The organism is Actinomadura luzonensis, from assembly GCF_022664455.2.
Classification (GTDB): domain Bacteria; phylum Actinomycetota; class Actinomycetes; order Streptosporangiales; family Streptosporangiaceae; genus Nonomuraea; species Nonomuraea luzonensis.
On the sequence record NZ_JAKRKC020000001.1, the window covers coordinates 3,912,520 to 3,930,160 of the forward strand.

Genomic DNA, 17,641 nt, shown 5'->3' on the forward strand with positions numbered 1-17,641 from the left:
GCCACGTCAGCGGGGTCGCTCCGTCAGCGGGCGGGACAGCCAGGAGTGCGCCGGGATCGCCGAGGACAGGGCGGGCGGGTCCTCCAGCGGCTCGGGCGGGGGCGCTGGGCGGGCGGTGGCGACGGTGAGGACGAAGTCGCCGTAGCGGCGCCACCAGCCGGGCATGACCGTCCCCTCCACCGCCCGCACGGTCAGTGCGTGCCACCCGTCGCAGGTCCGGTCGCCGAGGGTGACCTCGACCGAGCGGGTGTCGCGGCGCAGGCCGGTGCGCAGGACCTTCAGGGCGCTCTCCTTGGCCGACCACAGCAGGTTGGGCAGCAGGGCCGGGTCGGCGCCGATGGCGGCGCGCTCTGCGGGGGTGAAGTAGTCGGCGACGAAGCCGGGCGTGCGGGGCTCGACCAGCTCCAGGTCGCAGCCGACCGCGCCCGGGTCGAGGCCGAGCAGGCACACCGCCCAGCCGGCGCGGTCGGTCAGGGAGATGCCGACGGGCAGGGGGCGGCCGCGCAGGTACGCCTCCGGCGCGCCGGTCGGGTGGTGGCGGACCTCCAGCTCGGCCGGTTCCGCCGGGTAGAGCAGGCGCATCGCCTCCTTGGCCGTCCAGCGGGCGACCAGGAACTCGACGCGGCGCTTGGCGAAGCGCATCCCGGCGGCGCGGGCGGCCTCGGCGGGCGACAGCCAGTCGGCGGGGCCCGCGGGGAGGTGTTCCTCCCCGCGGGCCAGCCACCTCAGCGCGTCGTCGGCCATCAGGTCGCCATGCCGCGTTCGAGGGCGTCCACGATGTACGGCCGCAGCCGCTCGGCCGGGATGACGTGGTCCACCGAGCCCACCGCCTGCGCCCGCTGGATGCTGTGCACGGCGTCGAACTCGGCCGCCACCTCGCGCAGCTTCTCGGCGCGCACCTCCTCCACGATCTCGTGCAGGCGGGAGCGCGGCCCGGACTCGCGGACGGCCACCACGCGGGGGTCGCGTTCGGTGCGGGCCCGCACCTCGCGGACGAAGACCACGGCCGCCGCGGGCGCGCCGCCGATGACGGAGGCGTACGAGCCCTCCACGGCGGCGATCTCCAGGCGCGGGTTGAGCCGCTTGGAGAAGACCACGAACGCCCCGCCGTGGTAGCGGGAGACGACGGTGAACACGATCGGCCCGCGGAAGTTGGTGACCGCCCGGCCGATCTCCGCGCCGTACTCGAGCTGCCAGCGCCGCATCGACTCGGGCGAGCCGTCGAAGCCGGACAGGTTCGCCAGCACCACGACCGGCCGGTTGCCGCTGGCGGCGTTGATCGCGCGGGCCACCTTGCGGGAGGACTGCGGGAACAGCGTGCCGGCGCTCCAGGCGGGCGGCCCGTCGGCGGGCACGAAGCCGTGCCGGGCCTGCGGCGTGGACTCCAGCCCGATGAGGCACACCGGGACGCCGCCGACGTGCCCGTCCCAGACGACGGCCACCTCGGCGTCGCGCCAGCGCGACCACCGCTCCAGCGGCTCGGCGTCGGCGTCGCAGACGGCGCGCATGACCGAGCGGATGTCGAACGGCTTCTTGCGCTCGGCGTTGCGCTCGGCGGAGAACACCTCGCCGAGGGTGGCGAAGCCGGGGCCGCGGTGCGGCGACTCGCGCACGTCCCGGCCGGCCGGGTCCGCGGTGGGGCGGCGGCGCGGGTAGCGCTCGCCGGGCACCACGTAGGTGTGCTCGTAGTGGCGCAGCAGCAGGCGGCAGGCCTCGGCGAGGGAGGCGGCGCCGTACTGGGCCTGGCCGTTCGGGCCCATGATGCGCTCGTAGCCGCCGATGCCGGTGTTGTCGTCGGCGGAGACGCCGCCGGAGAAGTCCAGCGCCTGCTTGCCGGTCAGCACCATGGCGCTGCCGGCCACCATGACGAGGATGCCGCGGGTGTGCATGAGCATGGTCGCCTCGGCGTTCCAGTACGGCTGCGCGCCGACGTTGACGCCGGTGACGATCACGTTGACCTCGCCGCCGGCCTGCGTGAACTCGATGAGGCGGCGCAGCACGGCGGCGATCCAGTCCATGTTCTCGGTGCCGCTGTCCATGGCGATGCGCGCCCCGGACGACAGCGCGAACCACTCGACCGGCACCCGCATCCGCTCGGCCAGGTCGAGGGCCGCGATGATGCGGCGGCACTCGGGCTCGGCCAGCGCGCCGAGGCTGCGGGTGGGGTCGCCGAGGATGGTCACCCGGCTCATGCCCTCGGGGACCTTGGCGGTGCGGTTGACGGTGACGCCGACGACGAGGTTGGCGCTGTTGCCGCCCTCGGGGCGGGCGACCGGGCGGAGCCGGCCGTGCTCGTCCAGGTCGTGCTCGGTGAAGCTGCCGGGCGGGAAGCCGCCGGGCGTGCCCTCGCCGGGGGCCAGCATGCGGACGATCTCGTACGGGTAGGGCGCGCCGAACCGGCGGGCCCGCAGCACCTTGCGCCGGTACTCGGTGAGCGGCCGGATGGGTTCGTGCCCGTAGGGGCCCTCGCGGACCGTGATGTGGTCCTCGTCGAGCCCGTCGATGGTGAGCACCACCGGCTCCTGGTCCGGTTTGCGCACCCGCAGCAGCACCTTCTCCAGGCCGACGCCGATCGCCAGCGTGGCGAACGGCCGCACCAGGCCGGGCCAGACCTCCTCCGGCACGTCGAACGGCGGCCGGACGTAGAGCACGATCCGGTTGGACTGCGGCCGCCGTTCGGGCGGGAGGCCGGCCAGGGCCTCGCGCATGGCGGCGAGGGCCTGCAGGCCCATCCGTTCCAGGCGGGGCAGCGAGACGACGCGGCCGCTGTCGTCGCGGACCGGCGTGAGGTCGCGGACCTCGCCGATCGCGAACAGCCGCACGTCGGCCGGGTTGTCCTTGGCGACGCCGCGGAAGAGGTAGACGTCCTCGGCGGAGCGGAGGCGTTCCAGCTCGAAGTTGGACAGCCGCCACAGCTCGGCGCGTTCGGCGATCATGGGGTGCAGGTTGCGGTAGAGCGGCTCCTCCTCCCAGTGCCCGCCGGGGGCGGGGCGGTAGGCGAAGTGCTGGGTGCGGTGGTGCTCGGGGCCGCCGCCGCGCTCGCTGGTGACGGTGACGCACATGCGCTCGACGTCCCGGCCGAGGCGCACGCCGCGCAGCAGCGCGGCGACGTTCTCCTGCATGGTGGCGGCGTCGGGCCGCTCGCCGGGGTTCCAGGTCATCAGCTCGGCGATGACCCGCCGGCGCGGCTCGCTGCCGGCCAGGTGCTCGGCGATCGCGGCGCACGCCTCGCGGGCCGCCGCGAGCGGCGTGTAGGCCACCACCAGGTGGTACGGCACGCCCTCGTGGACGTAGTCGGCGATGCCCAGCAGGTGCCCGGCGACCTCGGCCGCGCCGAGCCGCTCCAGCAGCCGGGTGCGGTAGAAGCGCCGGACGTAGATCTCCAGGACGTCGCGGCGCAGCCGGTCGCCGCCGCTCTGCCAGCGGGCCAGCAGCGGGGCGCGCATCGGCTGCGGGCACCACACGAGCCGGTCGATGAGGTCGTCGCGGTCGGGCCGGTCCGGCTCGGCGGCCAGGTCGTCGAGGTGGGCCTCCATCTCGGCGTACACGGCGGCGAGGGCCCGCTCGTGCTGCGGCTCGTCGAAGTAGTGGAAGCGCACGTCCCTGGCCAGGTCGGCGACCACCGGGTGGCGGACCTGCGCGGCCGTGGCCAGCCGGTCCAGCAGGTCGCGCAGCTCGGGGCCGGGGGTGAGGACGTCGCGGTGCCGCAGCCGCCGCTCCAGCACGGCCGCGACGGCCGGCACCAGGTCGCGGGCGCGGCGGAAGGAGCGGAACATCCACGCCACGGCCTCCTCCAGCCGCGGCGTGCGGGTCAGGTCGGGCACGCCGTAGCGGGCCAGGACGCGGCGCAGCCGGCGCACGAAGCTGGGCGGCAGGCCGGCCCGGTCGGGGTCGAGCCACTGCAGGTAGGACAGGACGTACTCCTGCGCGGCGGCGCCCTCGGGCTCCTCGGGCTCGGGCAGCGGCCGGGACAGGCCGCTGACGTCGGCGAACAGGTCGAGGAAGGACTCCTCGCAGGCCAGCAGCTCGGGGTCGTCGGGCGGCAGCGCGCGTTCCAGCTCGCGCTGGGCGATCTCGCCCGGGTCGAGGTCGAAGCCGAGCAGGCAGCCGCGCAGCGCAGCGTAGACGGCGGCGCAGCGGGGCGTCCCGGCCTCGGCGGCGCGCAGGCCGGCGAAGCCGACCACGCCGTCGCGCTCGCCGCCGCCCGCGGTGACCTCGCGGATGCGCAGCAGCGGCTGCCCGGTGACGACCTGCGTGTTGACGGCGACCTCGACGCTCGCCACCTCGCCGCCGAACGGCGCGGCCAGCACCGACTCCATCTTCATGCTCTCCAGCACGACCAGGGGGTCGCCCTCGGCCACCCGGTCGCCGGGCGCGACGGCCACCTTCACCACGAAGGCGGGGAAGGCGGCGTGCACGACGCCGCCGTCGTCGCGGAAGACGCGGTGGCTGCCCCACTCGCCGTCCCGCTCCACCTCCACGAGGTAGGACGGGCCCTGCGCGGTGACCTGCACCCGGAAGCGGCGCCCGCCGAGGGACAGGCGGCGCTCGTACGGGCCGAGCCGTTCCACGCCGACGTGCACCGGCCCCTCGGCCGTGTCGACGCGGTACTCCTCGGGCCCGGTGCGGAACACCCGCAGGTCGTAGGGGACTCCCCGGTAGCGCAGCCGGGCGCGGTGGCCGACCTCCTCGGGCACCTCGGGCCGGCCCCGGCCGGCGGCCTCGTGGAAGGCGGCCAGCTCGGCGGCGTGGTCGGCGTCGTACGCCTCGGCCGCCGCCTGCACCACGGCCACCGGGTCGGGGTCGGCCAGGTGGCCGCCGCCGGCGGTGAGCCGATCCAGCCACCGGTTGTCGGCGGTGCCCTGGCGCACCTCGTCGCGGGCCAGCAGCGACAGCAGGAACGCGCGGTTGCTGGTGCCGCCGTCGATCACCACGCGGGTGGCGGCCAGGGCGCGCCGCAGCCGGGCCATGGCCTCGTCGCGGTCGCGGCCCCAGGCCACGATCTTGGCGATCATCGAGTCGAACTCGGGCAGCACCACGTCGCCCTCGGCGACGCCGGCGTCCACGCGGATGCCGGGCCCGGCGGGCGGCCGCCAGACGACGACGCGTCCCGGCGCGGGCGCGAAGCCCTGCTCGGGGTCCTCGGCGCACAGCCGGGCCTCGACGGCGTGGCCACGCGACGGCGGCGGCTCGCCCTCCAGGTGGCCGCCCATGGCCACGCGGAGCTGCAGCTTGACCAGGTCGACGCCCGCGGTCTCCTCGGTGACCGGGTGCTCGACCTGCAGGCGGGTGTTGACCTCCATGAACAGGTGGCGTCCGGTGCCCGGCTCGACCAGGAACTCGACGGTGCCGGCGTTGTGGTAGCCCGCGGCGCGGGCCAGCCGGACCGCGGCCTCGCGCACGGCCCGCTCGGTGCGCGGGGTCAGCGCGGTGGAGGCGGACTCCTCGATGACCTTCTGGTTGCGCCGCTGGATGCTGCAGTCGCGCACGCCGACCGCCCAGGTGCCGCCGTGGGTGTCGGCGATCACCTGGACCTCGACGTGCCGGGCGCGGGGCACCAGCCGCTCGATGAACACGGCCGGGTCGCCGAAGGCGGACTCCGCCTCCGAGCGGGAGGCGGCCAGCGCCGCCCCCAGCTCGCCCGGCTCGCGCACGACCCGGATGCCGCGCCCGCCGCCGCCCGCCGCGGCCTTGATGACGACGGGGTAGCCGAGCCGTTCGGCGTGCTGGAGCGCGTCCGCGGTGTCGATCACCGGGCCCTCGCTCCACGGCACGACCGGCACGTCGGCCTTCTCGGCCAGCATCTTGGCCGCGATCTTGTCGCCGAGCAGCCGGATGGTGGCGCTGCTCGGGCCGACGAACGTGACGCCGGCCTCCTCGCAGCGCCGGGCGAAGGAGGCGTGCTCGGCCAGGAAGCCCCACCCGACCCAGACGGCGTCCGCGCGGGCCCGCAGGACGGCGGCCATGACGCGGTCCTCGTCGAGGTAGACGGACTTGCGGTGGCCGTCCTCGGGGTCCACGTAGGTGGCGGGGCCGAGGGAGACGGCCTCGTCGGCCATGCGGGCGTACCAGGCGCCGGCGTCGAGGTCGGTGTGCAGCACGATGGTGGTGATCCGGGGGGCGGCGCCGTCGCGGTTGAGCTCCGCGACGGCGTCGAGCACCCGGGTGGCGGGCTCGCCGCGGTTGACGACGGCCAGCCGCTGGATGGGCGCGGGGTTCGCGGCGGACGTCATGTCAGCCGTCCGTCCCGGGGAGAGGAGCGCCGGTGAGGGGGGCCAGGGAGCCGCGGGTCGGCTCCGGCAGCTCGCCGGGGAGCGGGACGCCGCGGTAGCCGTCCACGCGGACCAGCACCTCGCCCTCGCCGCCGAGCACCGCGCAGTCGTAGCCGCCGCCCGCGGGCGTCACCACGGCCTGGAGGCCGCCCGCGGCGCCCCCGGCGGCCGGCAGCACGATCCGGTCCACGTGGGCGGGCAGGGCGAGGACGCCGTCGCGGGCGGCCTGGGCCAGGCCGGCGGTCTGGAAGCAGAGCTCGACCAGGCGCGGCGGGGTGACCGTCGGCCGGTCGGGCGGGTCCTGGGAGGGCGGCAGGTCGTCGGCCATGCGGGCCGCGCCGGCGCCGTCCCGGCCCCAGGCCGCCGCGACGACGCGGTAGGCGGGGCCGTGGAAGAACAGCGTGTAGACGTCGGCGGGCGGCATCGTCAGGCCGGGCTCCTCGGCGCGGGCGTGGCCCTCGGGCTTGCGCTCCTCGTGGGAGAGGCGGACGGTGCCGGTGAAGTGCACGGTGCGCTGCGGCCCGGCGGCGCCGGGCAGCGTGCGCTCGGCCTCCAGGGCGCAGCGAGCCAGCAGGTCGGCGCCGTCGCGGGTGACCGTCGCGCGGACGGTCAGGGTGCGCGGCTCGTCCTTGTAGAACTTCAGCGGCGCGAGGAAGTCGACGTCCTCGACGGCCACCACCGGCCAGCCGGGGGCGGCCAGGCGCGCGGCCTCGGCGAACGCCTCCACGCCCATGACGCCCGGCAGGACCGCGGTCCCGTCGATGCGGTGGTGGTCGAGGAACGGCTGCCGGCGCGGGTCGAGCGTGGTGCGCACGACCAGGCCGGTGTGCACGCCGTACCCCTCGGCCGTCTCGGTCATGACGCCGCCGGCGGGCACGGCGGCGGGGTCGAGGCCGCCGGTCGCGTCGCGTTCCGCGGCGAGGACGCCGAGCGCCCCGGCCACGACGACCTCGCCGCGGTAGCCGGAGGAGGTCAGCTCGCGCCGGATCCACGGCACGCCGGTGGCGGGGGTCAGCATCTCGATCCCGGCCAGCTCCATGATCTTGGGGATGGAGCCGCGGGTCGCCATGCCGATGCCGCCCCAGGCGGTCCAGTCGAGGGCGAGGGCGCGGGTGCCGGGACGGGCCCGGCGCATGGCGCTGCTCGCCTTGCACAGCAGGTCGTTGGCGGCGCTGTAGTCGGCCTGCCCGGCGTTGCCGAAGCGTCCGGCGACCGAGCTGAACACCACGGTGGCCCCGATCGGCAGGTCGCCGGCGGCGTGCAGCAGGTTGAACCAGCCGTCCGCCTTGACGTCGAGGACCAGGTCGAACTCCTTGGGCTGCTTGTCGGCCAGCGACCGGCTGATCTCCAGCCCGGCGGCGTGCAGCAGCACGTCCACGCGGCCGTTCTCGGCGCGGACCGCGTCCACGACCCGGGCGACCGCGTCGGGGTCGGTGAGGTCGACGCAGTGGTAGCGGGCGGTGCCGCCGGCGTTCCTGACGGCCTCGATGGCGGCCTGCGCGGCCTGCAGCCGCTCGTAGTGGGCCAGCTCCCGCTCGATGAGGACGGGGGTGGGCCGCTCGCCGCGCTGCTTGAGCCGGACCACCACGTCGGCCTTGAACCCCTCGCGGTCGGTGGCGTACCTGCGCAGCTCGGGGTCGTCGGGGTCGGGTTCCGGGGTCAGGTCGAGCAGGTGGAACACGCCCGAGGAGGCGCGGGCCAGGTCGGCGGTGATCGCCGAGACGATGCCGCCGGCCGCGCCGGTGACGAGGAACACGGTCTCGGGCCCGAGGGCGAGGCCGCCCTCCCCCTCCCCTTCGGCGGGGAACGGGGCCTCGGCCAGGCCGATCGTCCAGCGCAGGCCGTCGGCGTGGCCGACCTCGACGCAGCCGGGGTCGCGCAGGGTCTCCTCGATGAGCGTGTCGGCGGTGGCGGCGGTCTTGCGGCCGGCGGGGAAGTCGACGGCCTTGACCAGCGCGCTCGGGACCTCGCGGGCGTAGGCCTTGGCGAACCCGGTCACCGCGCCGCCCATCACCCCGCCGGGGGCCGCGCCGGCGTCGTCGTAGCCGTGGAGGCCGCCGAGGCGGGTGCCGGCGACGAGGAACGGCGTGTGCTCGTAGGCGCGGTGCAGCACCTGGTAGAGGCTCTTGACGCGGCGGCGCAGCGCCTCGCGCCAGGCGGGCAGGTCCAGGGCGCCGGCGGGGCCCTCCTCGTCGAGGGCGGCCAGCCAGTAGACGCCGTGGACGGGGCCGTCGGAGCGCCAGGCGTCCAGGCGGGCGGCCTGCTCGCCGGCGTCGCCGGCCGGGTCGAGGGTGAGGACGTCGCAGCCGAGTTTGGCCAGGCGGGCTGTCAGGGCCTTGGCGACGCCGCCGGTGTCGGCGCCGACGACGATCCTGGTGCCCTCGGACAGCGGGACGCCGGTGGGCTTGCACCGGTCGAGCGCGGGACGCAGGACGGGGACGGGGACGCGGCGGGGGTAGGCGCGGTCGTCGGGCGCGCTCTCCGCGGCCGGGGTGGCCTTCGCCTGGGTCTCCTGCGGCGCGGGCTGCTCGGCGGGAGCGGGCTCCTGGCGGGCGCCGACGCGGTCGCGGATCCAGCCGATGACGTGGTTCAGCGTCGGGAAGTCGCGCAGCCGCAGGTTCGGGTCCCGCTCCAGGCTGAACCGCTCACGGACGGCGGCGAAGATCTCGGCCTGCTTGACCGTGTCCACGCCCAGGTCGGCCTCCAGGTCCAGGTCCGGCTCCAGCAGCTCCGGCGGGTAGCCGGTCATCTCGGCGACGATGCCGACGGCGGTCGTGAGGATCTCGTCGCCGGGGGCCTGCGGCTCGGCGGGCGGCTGGGCGGCGGGCTCGGCAGGCGGCCCGGACAGTGGCGCGGACAGTGGCGCGGCGGGCTCCTGGCGGGCGCCGACGCGGTCGCGGATCCAGCCGATGACGTGGTTCAGCGTCGGGAAGTCGCGCAGCCGCAGGTTCGGGTCCCGCTCCAGGTCGAACCGCTCACGGACGGCGGCGAAGATCTCGGCCTGCTTGACCGTGTCCACGCCCAGGTCGGCCTCCAGGTCCAGGTCCGGCTCCAGCAGCTCCGGCGGGTAGCCGGTCATGCCGGAGACGATCTCGACCACGACGCCGGCCAGGTCGTCGGCGGGCGCGGCCGGGGCTTCGGGCGCGGCCACCGGCGTCGCGGGCCCGGCGACGAGCGCGGGCTCCGGCTCGGCAACCGGGACGGGGGCGGGGACGGTGACGGTGACGGGGACGGTAACGGGGGCGGGGGCCGGGGTCGGGGCCGTCCGGGGCGGCGGGGCGCCCACGTCGGCGAAGCGCAGCCGGCGCTGGACGACCTCCAGCCGCGCGTCCGGCCGGCCCGCCAGCGTCGCCAGCCAGGACTGCCAGAGCCCCTGGTCCACGATCCGGTAGGCGTGGCCCAGCTCGTTCGGCGCGCGGTGGCGGCCGTCGGGCACGGGCGTCCAGCGCAGCAGCGTCATCGCGATCTGCGAGCCGAACCCGGCCGCGAGGCGCAGCGCGTACCGGACGGGGTAGGCGCCGCCGGTCGAGAGGTTGAGCGTGCCCAGCTCGGGGTCGGGCTCCTTGTAGTTGGGGACGGGCGGCACGATGCCGGTCTCCACGGACTTGATCGCCACCACGTCCTCGATGCCGGCGCCCATGGCGTGCCCGGTGAAGCCCTTGGTGTTGGCGATGACGACGGAGCCGGCCGACGCGCCGAACGCCGACCGCAGCGCGTGGATCTCGGCCGCCGCGCTGCCGCCCCGGGCCGGCGTGTAGGTCTCGTGCGAGACGAACACGGTCTCGGACGCGAGCGCGTGCCGGTCGGCGCCGCGGGCCTCGGCCTGCCGCACCACCTGCTCCATGACCTGGCTGATGTGCTCGACGTCGAGCCGGGTGCCGTGGTAGGCGCTGTTGGCGGTGACCGCGCCGAGCATCTCGCAGATCGGCTGCAGCCCGCGCTCGCGGGCGGCCTCGGCGGACTCGACCACGATCGCGGCGGCCCCCATGCCGACGATCATGCCGTGCCTGCGGCGGTCGAACGGGGTGGCGGCGTCCTCCACCACGTCGTCGGTGGCGGCGGCGCCGGAGGCCAGGAAGCCCGCGCCCATCCACGGCAGCAGCGTGTCGGAGGTGGCGTCGTCGGCGCTGATGACGACGACGCGGCGGCAGCGGCCCGCCCTGATCCAGTCCTCGGCCAGGCACATGGCCTGGGTGGTGCTGGCACAGGCGGCGTTGACCTGGGTGTTGGGGCCGCGCGCGCCGATGATCTCGGCGAACTGGGAGTGGCCCATCGACAGGCAGCGGAACAGGAAGCGCCGGTCGAAGACGTACGGCTCGCTGTCGAGCAGGTGGCGCAGCTCGGCGATGCGGCGCTCCACCTCGGGGGCGGCGGGCTCGTCGGGCCGCATGCGGGAGCGGACGGCCTCCAGCGCGAGCAGCTGCTCGCGGCGGCCGCGGTCGGTGAAGTAGCGCTTCAGCTCGTCGGCGAAGGCGTCGTAGGCGGGGAAGGCGGAGGCGAAGATGACGCCGGTCTCGTCGCGCAGCGCCTCGGGCAGCCCCCACCGGTCGGGGAGGCTGGTGCCGAGCGTGGTCGTCTTGTAGTGCATGACGAGCGGGACGCCGGCGTCGCGCAGGGCGTCGAAGCCGGCGCCGACGGCCAGGCGGGTGGCCACGTCGAGCGCGGCGTCCCTGGCCTCGTCGACGCCGAACTCGGCGACGACGTCCAGCGGCGCGTGCCGGCCGGCCAGCTTCAGCACGTCGGCCTCGCTGCCGATCGTCTCGAACGTCGGGTCGCCCGAGGCCCGCTTGACCAGCCGGGTGATGTGGCGGTCGACCATCTCGCGGCGCAGGCGGTGCGGGATCGCGTCGATGAACTGCTGGCCGGCGAGGATGCGGGCGAGGTTGTCGTCGTCGAAGACCCGGTCCACGCCGGGCAGGCCGAGCGCGGCTCCGGTCACGACGACCGGCTCGGTGCTCCGGGCGCCGTCGCCCGCGGCCCGGCCGCCGTACAGCGCGAGGCCCTGTTCCAGGGTCTGCGCGAACAGGCGGCCGAGCTGGGCGTAGTTCTCGGTGGTCATGGGTCGCCTCGGGGGGCTCAGGGGGTTGGCGGACAGGGTTGCGGGGGTGGCCGTCCGGGGGGCCGCCTGGGTGGGCGCCGGCGCGGGCGCGGTGGCGGGGGCGGGGGCGGGCGGGAAGGCCAGGCCGGCGGCGTAGAGGCCGCACAGCGCCTGGTTGAACGCGGCCACGCCGCCCGTCTTGGGGTGGTTGGTGTAGAGGGAGAGCACGTCGTCGTGGACGGCGCCGAGCACGTCCTCGGCGAAGCCGTGCAGCGCCTTCTTGGGCCCGACCTCGACGAAGACCCGCGCGCCCGCCTCGTACAGGGTGCGAAGGCCGGTCACGAACTGCACCGGCGAGGCGACCTGGCGGCCGAGCACGTCGAGCATGGTGGCGGTGTCGGCGTCCGGCGGGTAGAAGCGGCCGGTGACGTTGGCCACGATCGGCTTGACCGGCGGGCGGATGTCGAGGCGGCGCAGCACGGCCTTCAGCGGCTCGCCGGCGGGCGCCACGATCGAGGTGTGGAAGGCGTGGCTGACGGGGATCCGGGTGGCGGTCAGGCCCGCCTCCTGGAAGCGCGCCACGACCGCCTCCACGGCCTCGGTCGCGCCGCCGACCACGGCCTGGGAGGTGCTGTTGATGTTGGCGACGACGACGTAGCCGCCGGCCTCGGCGACGATGCGCTCGATCTCCGGCAGCGGGCCGAAGACGGCGGCCATCGCGCCGTTGTCGGCGAGGTCGAGGCTCGCCATCTCGTGGCCGCGGGCGCTGACCGCCTCCAGCGCGGCCGCGAAGGTCAGGGAGCCGGCCGCCACGAGGGCGCCGTACTCGCCGAGGCTGTGGCCCATCACCATGTCGGGACGCACGCCGTAGGCGTCGAGCAGGCTGGTGAGCGCGGCGTCCACGGTGAGGACCGCCGGCTGGGTGATCTCGGTCTGGAGCAGCGCCTGCCGGGCCTGCTCGGTGTCCTCGGTGAAGACGTACGAGGTGAGCGGGCGCTCCAGCAGCGGCGCCATGACGCGGTCGGCCTCGTCGAACGCGGCGGCCACGATGGGCTCGCGCTCGCGCAGGTCGCGCAGCATGTTCACGTACTGGGAACCCTGGCCGGTGTAGAGGAAGGCGACCTTGGGGGCGGGGCCGCGGCCGAGGAAGACGCCCTTGGCCCGCAGCATGCGCCACATCGCCCGGTTGCCGGTGCGCAGGGCGGTGACCGCCTTGGCGGCCTTGTCGGCCAGGTCGGCGGGGTCGGCGTAGTCGATGGCGACGCGGATCGGGGCCGCGGCGAGCGCCGGGTCGGGGGGCTGCGGGGTGGCGGTGGGGCGCACCTGCTCCAGCCGGGCGATGACCTCGGCCTCGTCGGCCCCGCCGACCACGACCGCCCCGCGCAGCGGCGCCTTCGCCCCGGCGGGGGCGGCGACGGTGGCGGTGGCGGTGGCGGTGGCGGGGATGGTGGCGGGGGCGGGGGTGGAGGCGGTCTGCCGGGTGCTGTCCCAGGCGGTGGCGTGGACGCGGGAGGCGTCCGGCGGGCGGTGCCGGCCGGGCACGTACTCCTCCAGGACCGCGTGGAAGTTGGTGCCGCCGAACCCGAACGCGCTCACCCCGGCGCAGCGCACGCCGCCCGCGGGCCGTTCCCACTCGCGCAGCTCGGTGTTGACCCGGAACGGGATCGCGGGCCAGTCCACGTTGGGGTTGGGCTGCTCGACGTGCAGGCTGGGCGCGAGCACGCCGTCGTGCAGGCTCATGATCGTCTTGACCAGGCCGGCGGCTCCCGCGGCGGCCTTGAGGTGGCCGATGTTGGACTTGACCGAGCCGAGCGCGATCGAGCCCGGCCGGGCGCCGGCCTTCTGGAAGACCTCGGTGAGCGCCGACAACTCGGCGGCGTCGCCGACGCGGGTGGAGGTGCCGTGCGCCTCGATGAGCGTGGCCTGCGCGGGGTCGAGCCCGGCCCCGGCCCAGGCGCGCTCGACGGCCAGCCGCTGCCCGACGGGGTTGGGCGCGGTGATGCCCTTGCCCCTGCCGTCGCTGGAGCCGGCCAGCGCGCGGATCACGGCGTAGATCCGGTCGCCGTCCCGCTCGGCGTCGGAGAGCCGCCGCAGCACGAACAGCGCGGCGCCCTCCCCCATCACGAACCCGTCGGCGCCGGCGTCGAACGGCCGGGTGCCGGTGGCGGACAGCGCGCCGATCTTGCAGAACTTGACGAACGCGTTCACGCCCATGTTGCGGTCCACGCCGCCGGCCACGACGGCGTCGAAGTCGTGGGCCTGCAGGCCGCGCACGGCGCCGGACATGGCGGCGAGGGCGGAGGCGCAGGCGGCGTCGGTGATGTAGTTGGGGCCGCGGAAGTTGAACAGGTTGGCCACCCGCCCGGCGATGATGTTGGCCAGCTCGCCCGGCATCGTGTCCTCCGTCACCGGCGGGCACCCGGCGCGGAACGAGGTCGCGGTCTCCTCCAGCACGGCCGCGCGCACCGCCTCCGGCAGCGCCGCGAACGACGGGGCCTCGCGCAGCCGCCGTAAGTACTCGGGCAGCTCGATCCGCGAGCTGGTGCGGTAGTGCTTCTCGCCGCCGAGCGCGTTGCCGATGACGACCGCGACCCGTTCGGGGTCGACGTGCCAGCCCGGCCAGCCGGCGTCGAGCAGCGCGGCGCGCGAGGCGCTGACCGCCCACTTCTGGCCGTCGTCGAGCTGGGCCGCCACGGTGGGCGGCACGGCGAGCCGCCAGCCCAGCGGGTCCCAGGGGAACTCGCGCACCCAGCCGCCGATGCGCGAGTACGTCTTGTCGGGCGCCTTGGGGTCCGGGTCGTAGTAGAGCGCCGGGTCCCAGCGCTCCACCGGGACGTCGGAGATCGAGTACCGGCCGCCGCGCACGTTGGCCCAGAAGGCGGCGGCGTCCGGGGCGTCCGGCATGATGGCCGAGACGCCCACGACGGCGATGGGTTCGAGCGTGAAGTCGTTCATCACGGTCCTAGAGGTCGGCGCGGCCGTAGAGCACGTCCGCGATGAGGTCGAGGTCGGCGAGCAGCCCCCGCTGCGCGGCCCGCACCCGCTCCAGCAGGGCGGGGTCGAGGCCGGTGTAGGGCGGGGCCGTCGGGGGCAGCGCGCCGGCCACCCACCGCTGGCCCTCCTCGGCGACCTTGAGCGCGGCCTCGCGGGCGAAGGCGCGGGCGAGGGCGGCGAGCGCGGCGGGGGCGAAGCGGCGCTCGGCCTTCTCGGGCAGGGTGCCGGCGAGGGCGTCGGCGGCGCGGCGGGCCAGGCTGCCGGCGCTCTCGGCGTAGGCGATCAGCTCGCCGAGCCGGAACAGCACGTGCTGGTTGCGGGTCAGGCGCTCGGCCCGGCAGGTCTCCATGACCGCGCCGAGGCACTCGAGCGCGAGGCCCGCGGCCTCGGCGCCGGTCTCGGGCGGCAGCGCGGCGACGCTCTTGGCCAGGTCGGCGTAGTAGCCGCCGCGGGTCTTGAGGTGCTGCTGCCAGCGGTCCCTGGCGATGGTCATCTCCATGATCTCGGAGGTGCCTTCGTAGATGGTGGTGATGCGCACGTCCCGCTTGACCTTCTCCACCAGGTACGGCTTGGTGAAGCCGTAGCCGCCGTGCGCCTGGATGGCGGCGTCGGCGGCGGCGTTGCCGGCCTCGGTGGCCAGGTACTTGGCGATCGCGCCCTCGGTGTTGAGCGAGCCCTCGCCCGCGTCGATGCGGGTGGCGGTCTCCTCGATGTACGAGCGGGCGGCCTCCAGCCGCACCGCGTGCGGCACGATCAGCTTGTGGGTGTAGCCCTGCTTGGTGGACAGGGTGCCGCCGGCCTGGACGCGGTCGGCGGAGTAGCGGAGGGCCCGGTCCAGGGCCTCCCAGCCGCCGCCGAGGCCGAAGGCCGCGACCATGAGCCGGGTGTAGCCGAAGACGTTCTGCGCCTGGACCAGGCCCTTGCCCTCCTCCAGGCCGACCAGGTTCTCGGCGGGGACGAAGACGTCGTCGAGGAAGAGCGCGGCGGTGTTGGACAGGCGGATGCCGTGCTTGTCCTCCGGCGGGGCCGAGGTGAAGCCTTCGGCGCCGCGCTCCAGGACGAACCAGGAGGGGCCGCCGGGCGTCAGCGCCAGCACCGTGTACGCGTCGGCGATGGAGCCGTTGCTGATCCACTGCTTGCGGCCGGTGACGCGGTAGCCGCCCTCGACGGGGGTCGCGGTGGTGCGCAGCGCGCCGAGGTCGCTGCCGGCCTCCGGCTCGGTGGCGCCGTAGGCGAACAGGATGCCCTCCTTGGCGACCCGGCCGAGCCAGCGCTCCTTCTGCTCGGGCGTGCCGCCGAACATGATCGGGTCGCTGCCGAGGAAGGTCGCGAAGACGGCGGTGGCGACGCCGAGGTCGAGGCGGGCCAGGCGCTCGCAGATGCGGTAGGAGTCGAACGCGCCGCCGCCCATGCCGCCGTACTCCTCGGGGACGAAGGCGAGCTGCACGCCGAGGTCGTCGCCGCACATCGCCCTGACGGTGTCCTCGGGGCAGATGTCGTCGCGATCCAGTTCCAGCCGGCGTTCCTCGGGCAGGGCCGCGTGGACGAAGTCGTCCACCGCGTCGAGCATGAGGTCGAGTGTTCCGAGGTCGAGGCCATCTGCCATGGCTCGCCCTCCTTAGAAAGGTCGGGGTCGGGCAGGGGTTGCCGAGCTTCCTGCACCGTAAGCCGGGCCCGTGGGGGCTGAGCAGACGTCGGACGGCCCTAGCCGCCGGGACTTTCGTCCCGACTTGCGCTGGTCAAGAGCGTTCACCCGGGAGGTGGAGACACCTCCGGCCCCGCCGGGGGCCGGCGGGGCTGGACGGGCGCGCGGGGTCAGCGGGACGGCTTCAGCTCCAGCTTGGCGATCTTGCCGTTGGGCAGCTTCGGCAGCGTGCCGCGCACCTCGACGCTGCGCGGGTACTTGTAGGAGGCCATGCGGTCGCGGCAGAACGCGGTCAGCTCCTCCGGCGTGGCGCTCGCGTCGGGGTGCAGCGTCACGAACGCCACGACCTCCTCGCCGAGCCGGGCGTCCGGCACGCCGATCACGGCCGCCTCGGCGACCGCCGGGTGCGTGTAGAGGACCTCCTCGACCTCGCGCGGGTAGACGTTGTAGCCGCCGCGGATGATGAGCTCCTTCTTGCGGTCCACGATGAAGAAGAAGCCGTCGTCGTCCTCGTAGCCGAGGTCGCCGGTGTGCAGCCAGCCGCCCGTCATGACCTCGGCGGTGGCCTCGGGCCGGCGGTAGTAGCCCTTCATGACGTGGAAGCCGCGGGTGACCAGCTCGCCGATGTGCTCGCGGCCGGGCGGCAGGCGGTTGCCGTGCTCGTCCCAGATCTGCGTCTCGGTGCCCCAGATGGGCTTGCCGACGCTGTAGGCGCGCCGCTCCTCGGCGCTGACGTTGAACGTCGTGGTGGCGGCCGTCTCGGTCAGGCCGTACCCCTCCAGGATGAGGACGCCGAACCGCCGCTCGAAGGCGTCCATGACGTGGGCCGGGATGGGGGCGCCGCCGGAGATGGCCACGCGCAGCGAGGACAGGTCGAAGGCGTCGAGGCCGGGATGCTCCAGCAGCGCCACGAACATCGTGGGCACGCCCTCGAAGATCGTCGCCCGGTCGCGCTCGATGGCCGTGAGCGCCGCCTCGGCGTCGAAGCGCGGCACGAGCGAGAGCGTGCAGCCGAAGCGCACGCACACGTCGAGGATGGACGACAGGCCGAAGACGTGGAACAGCGGCAGGATCGTCAGCACGACGTCCTCGGGCCGGACGTCGAAGAGCCGGCCGGGGATGTCGGCGTTCATGTAGAGCTGAAAGTGCGTCAGCTCCGCGCCCTTGGGCAGGCCGGTGGTGCCGGAGGTGAACACGATCGCGGCGGTGTCGGAGCCCTCCCTGGCGGCGAGGGGCCGCCGCCCGGTGACGGGCACGGGCAGCTCGGTGAACGGGCGGGTGTCGCGGGCGGGCGCGCCGACCACGAACACGTCCTTGACGCCGGCGTCCTCCGCGCCGAGCGCGGCCTCCTTGGCGGCGGCCTCGTAGGTGATGAGCGCGCGGGCGTCGCTGCCGCGCAGGCTGTAGGCGACCTCGCGGGCCTTCAGCAGGGGGCTGAGCGGCACCACGACCGCGCCGACCTTGAGGATGCCGAAGTACGACACCACGAACTGGGGGATGTTGGGCAGTTGCAGGCCGACGGCCTGGCCGGGCCGCACGCCGAGCGTGGCGAGCCCTTCGGCCACGCTGTCGGACAGCTCGTCGAGCTCGGCGTAGGTGATGGCGCCGCCGGGGTGGCGGATGGCGGGCTTGGCCGGCGCGGCCTGCGCGGACTCGCGCAGGATGACGGCGAGGTTGAACATGGGGGCACTC

General features: G+C 75.3%; 5 protein-coding genes. All 5 read right to left on the reverse strand.

The window, feature by feature from the left end:
- Positions 1-6: 6 nt before the first annotated feature.
- Positions 7-744 carry a 4'-phosphopantetheinyl transferase family protein gene (locus MF672_RS19125; protein ID WP_242382311.1) on the reverse strand — a complete coding sequence of 246 codons (738 nt, stop codon included), beginning with the start codon at positions 742-744 and terminating at the stop codon, positions 7-9.
- Positions 744-6,233 (reverse strand): ATP-binding protein, encoded by a 5,490-nt coding sequence (locus tag MF672_RS19130; protein WP_247815315.1) that lies wholly within the window; start codon positions 6,231-6,233, stop codon positions 744-746. Before MF672_RS19130 ends, MF672_RS19125 begins: the two co-directional genes overlap by 1 nt.
- A gap of 1 nt (position 6,234) precedes the next feature.
- Positions 6,235-14,265, reverse strand: coding sequence for a type I polyketide synthase (locus MF672_RS19135; RefSeq protein ID WP_247815316.1), 8,031 nt, complete (start codon positions 14,263-14,265; stop codon positions 6,235-6,237).
- Positions 14,266-14,272: 7 nt separating this feature from the next.
- Positions 14,273-15,910, reverse strand: a complete 1,638-nt coding sequence (locus MF672_RS19140) for an acyl-CoA dehydrogenase family protein (RefSeq protein WP_242376569.1) — start codon at positions 15,908-15,910, stop codon at positions 14,273-14,275.
- 209 nt (positions 15,911-16,119) lie between these two features.
- Positions 16,120-17,631, reverse strand: coding sequence for a long-chain-fatty-acid--CoA ligase (locus MF672_RS19145; RefSeq protein WP_242376570.1), 1,512 nt, complete (start codon positions 17,629-17,631; stop codon positions 16,120-16,122).
- Positions 17,632-17,641 lie beyond the last annotated feature (10 nt).

Excerpts from the sequence above, each read along its gene's own strand:
- MF672_RS19125 (WP_242382311.1), bottom strand. The coding sequence starts at position 744 with ATGGCCGACGACGCGCTGAGGTGGCTGGCCCGCGGGGAGGAACACCTC.
- MF672_RS19130 (WP_247815315.1), bottom strand. The coding sequence starts at position 6,233 with ATGACGTCCGCCGCGAACCCCGCGCCCATCCAGCGGCTGGCCGTCGTC.
- MF672_RS19135 (WP_247815316.1), bottom strand. The coding sequence starts at position 14,265 with ATGAACGACTTCACGCTCGAACCCATCGCCGTCGTGGGCGTCTCGGCC.
- MF672_RS19140 (WP_242376569.1), bottom strand. The coding sequence starts at position 15,910 with ATGGCAGATGGCCTCGACCTCGGAACACTCGACCTCATGCTCGACGCG.
- MF672_RS19145 (WP_242376570.1), bottom strand. The coding sequence starts at position 17,631 with ATGTTCAACCTCGCCGTCATCCTGCGCGAGTCCGCGCAGGCCGCGCCG.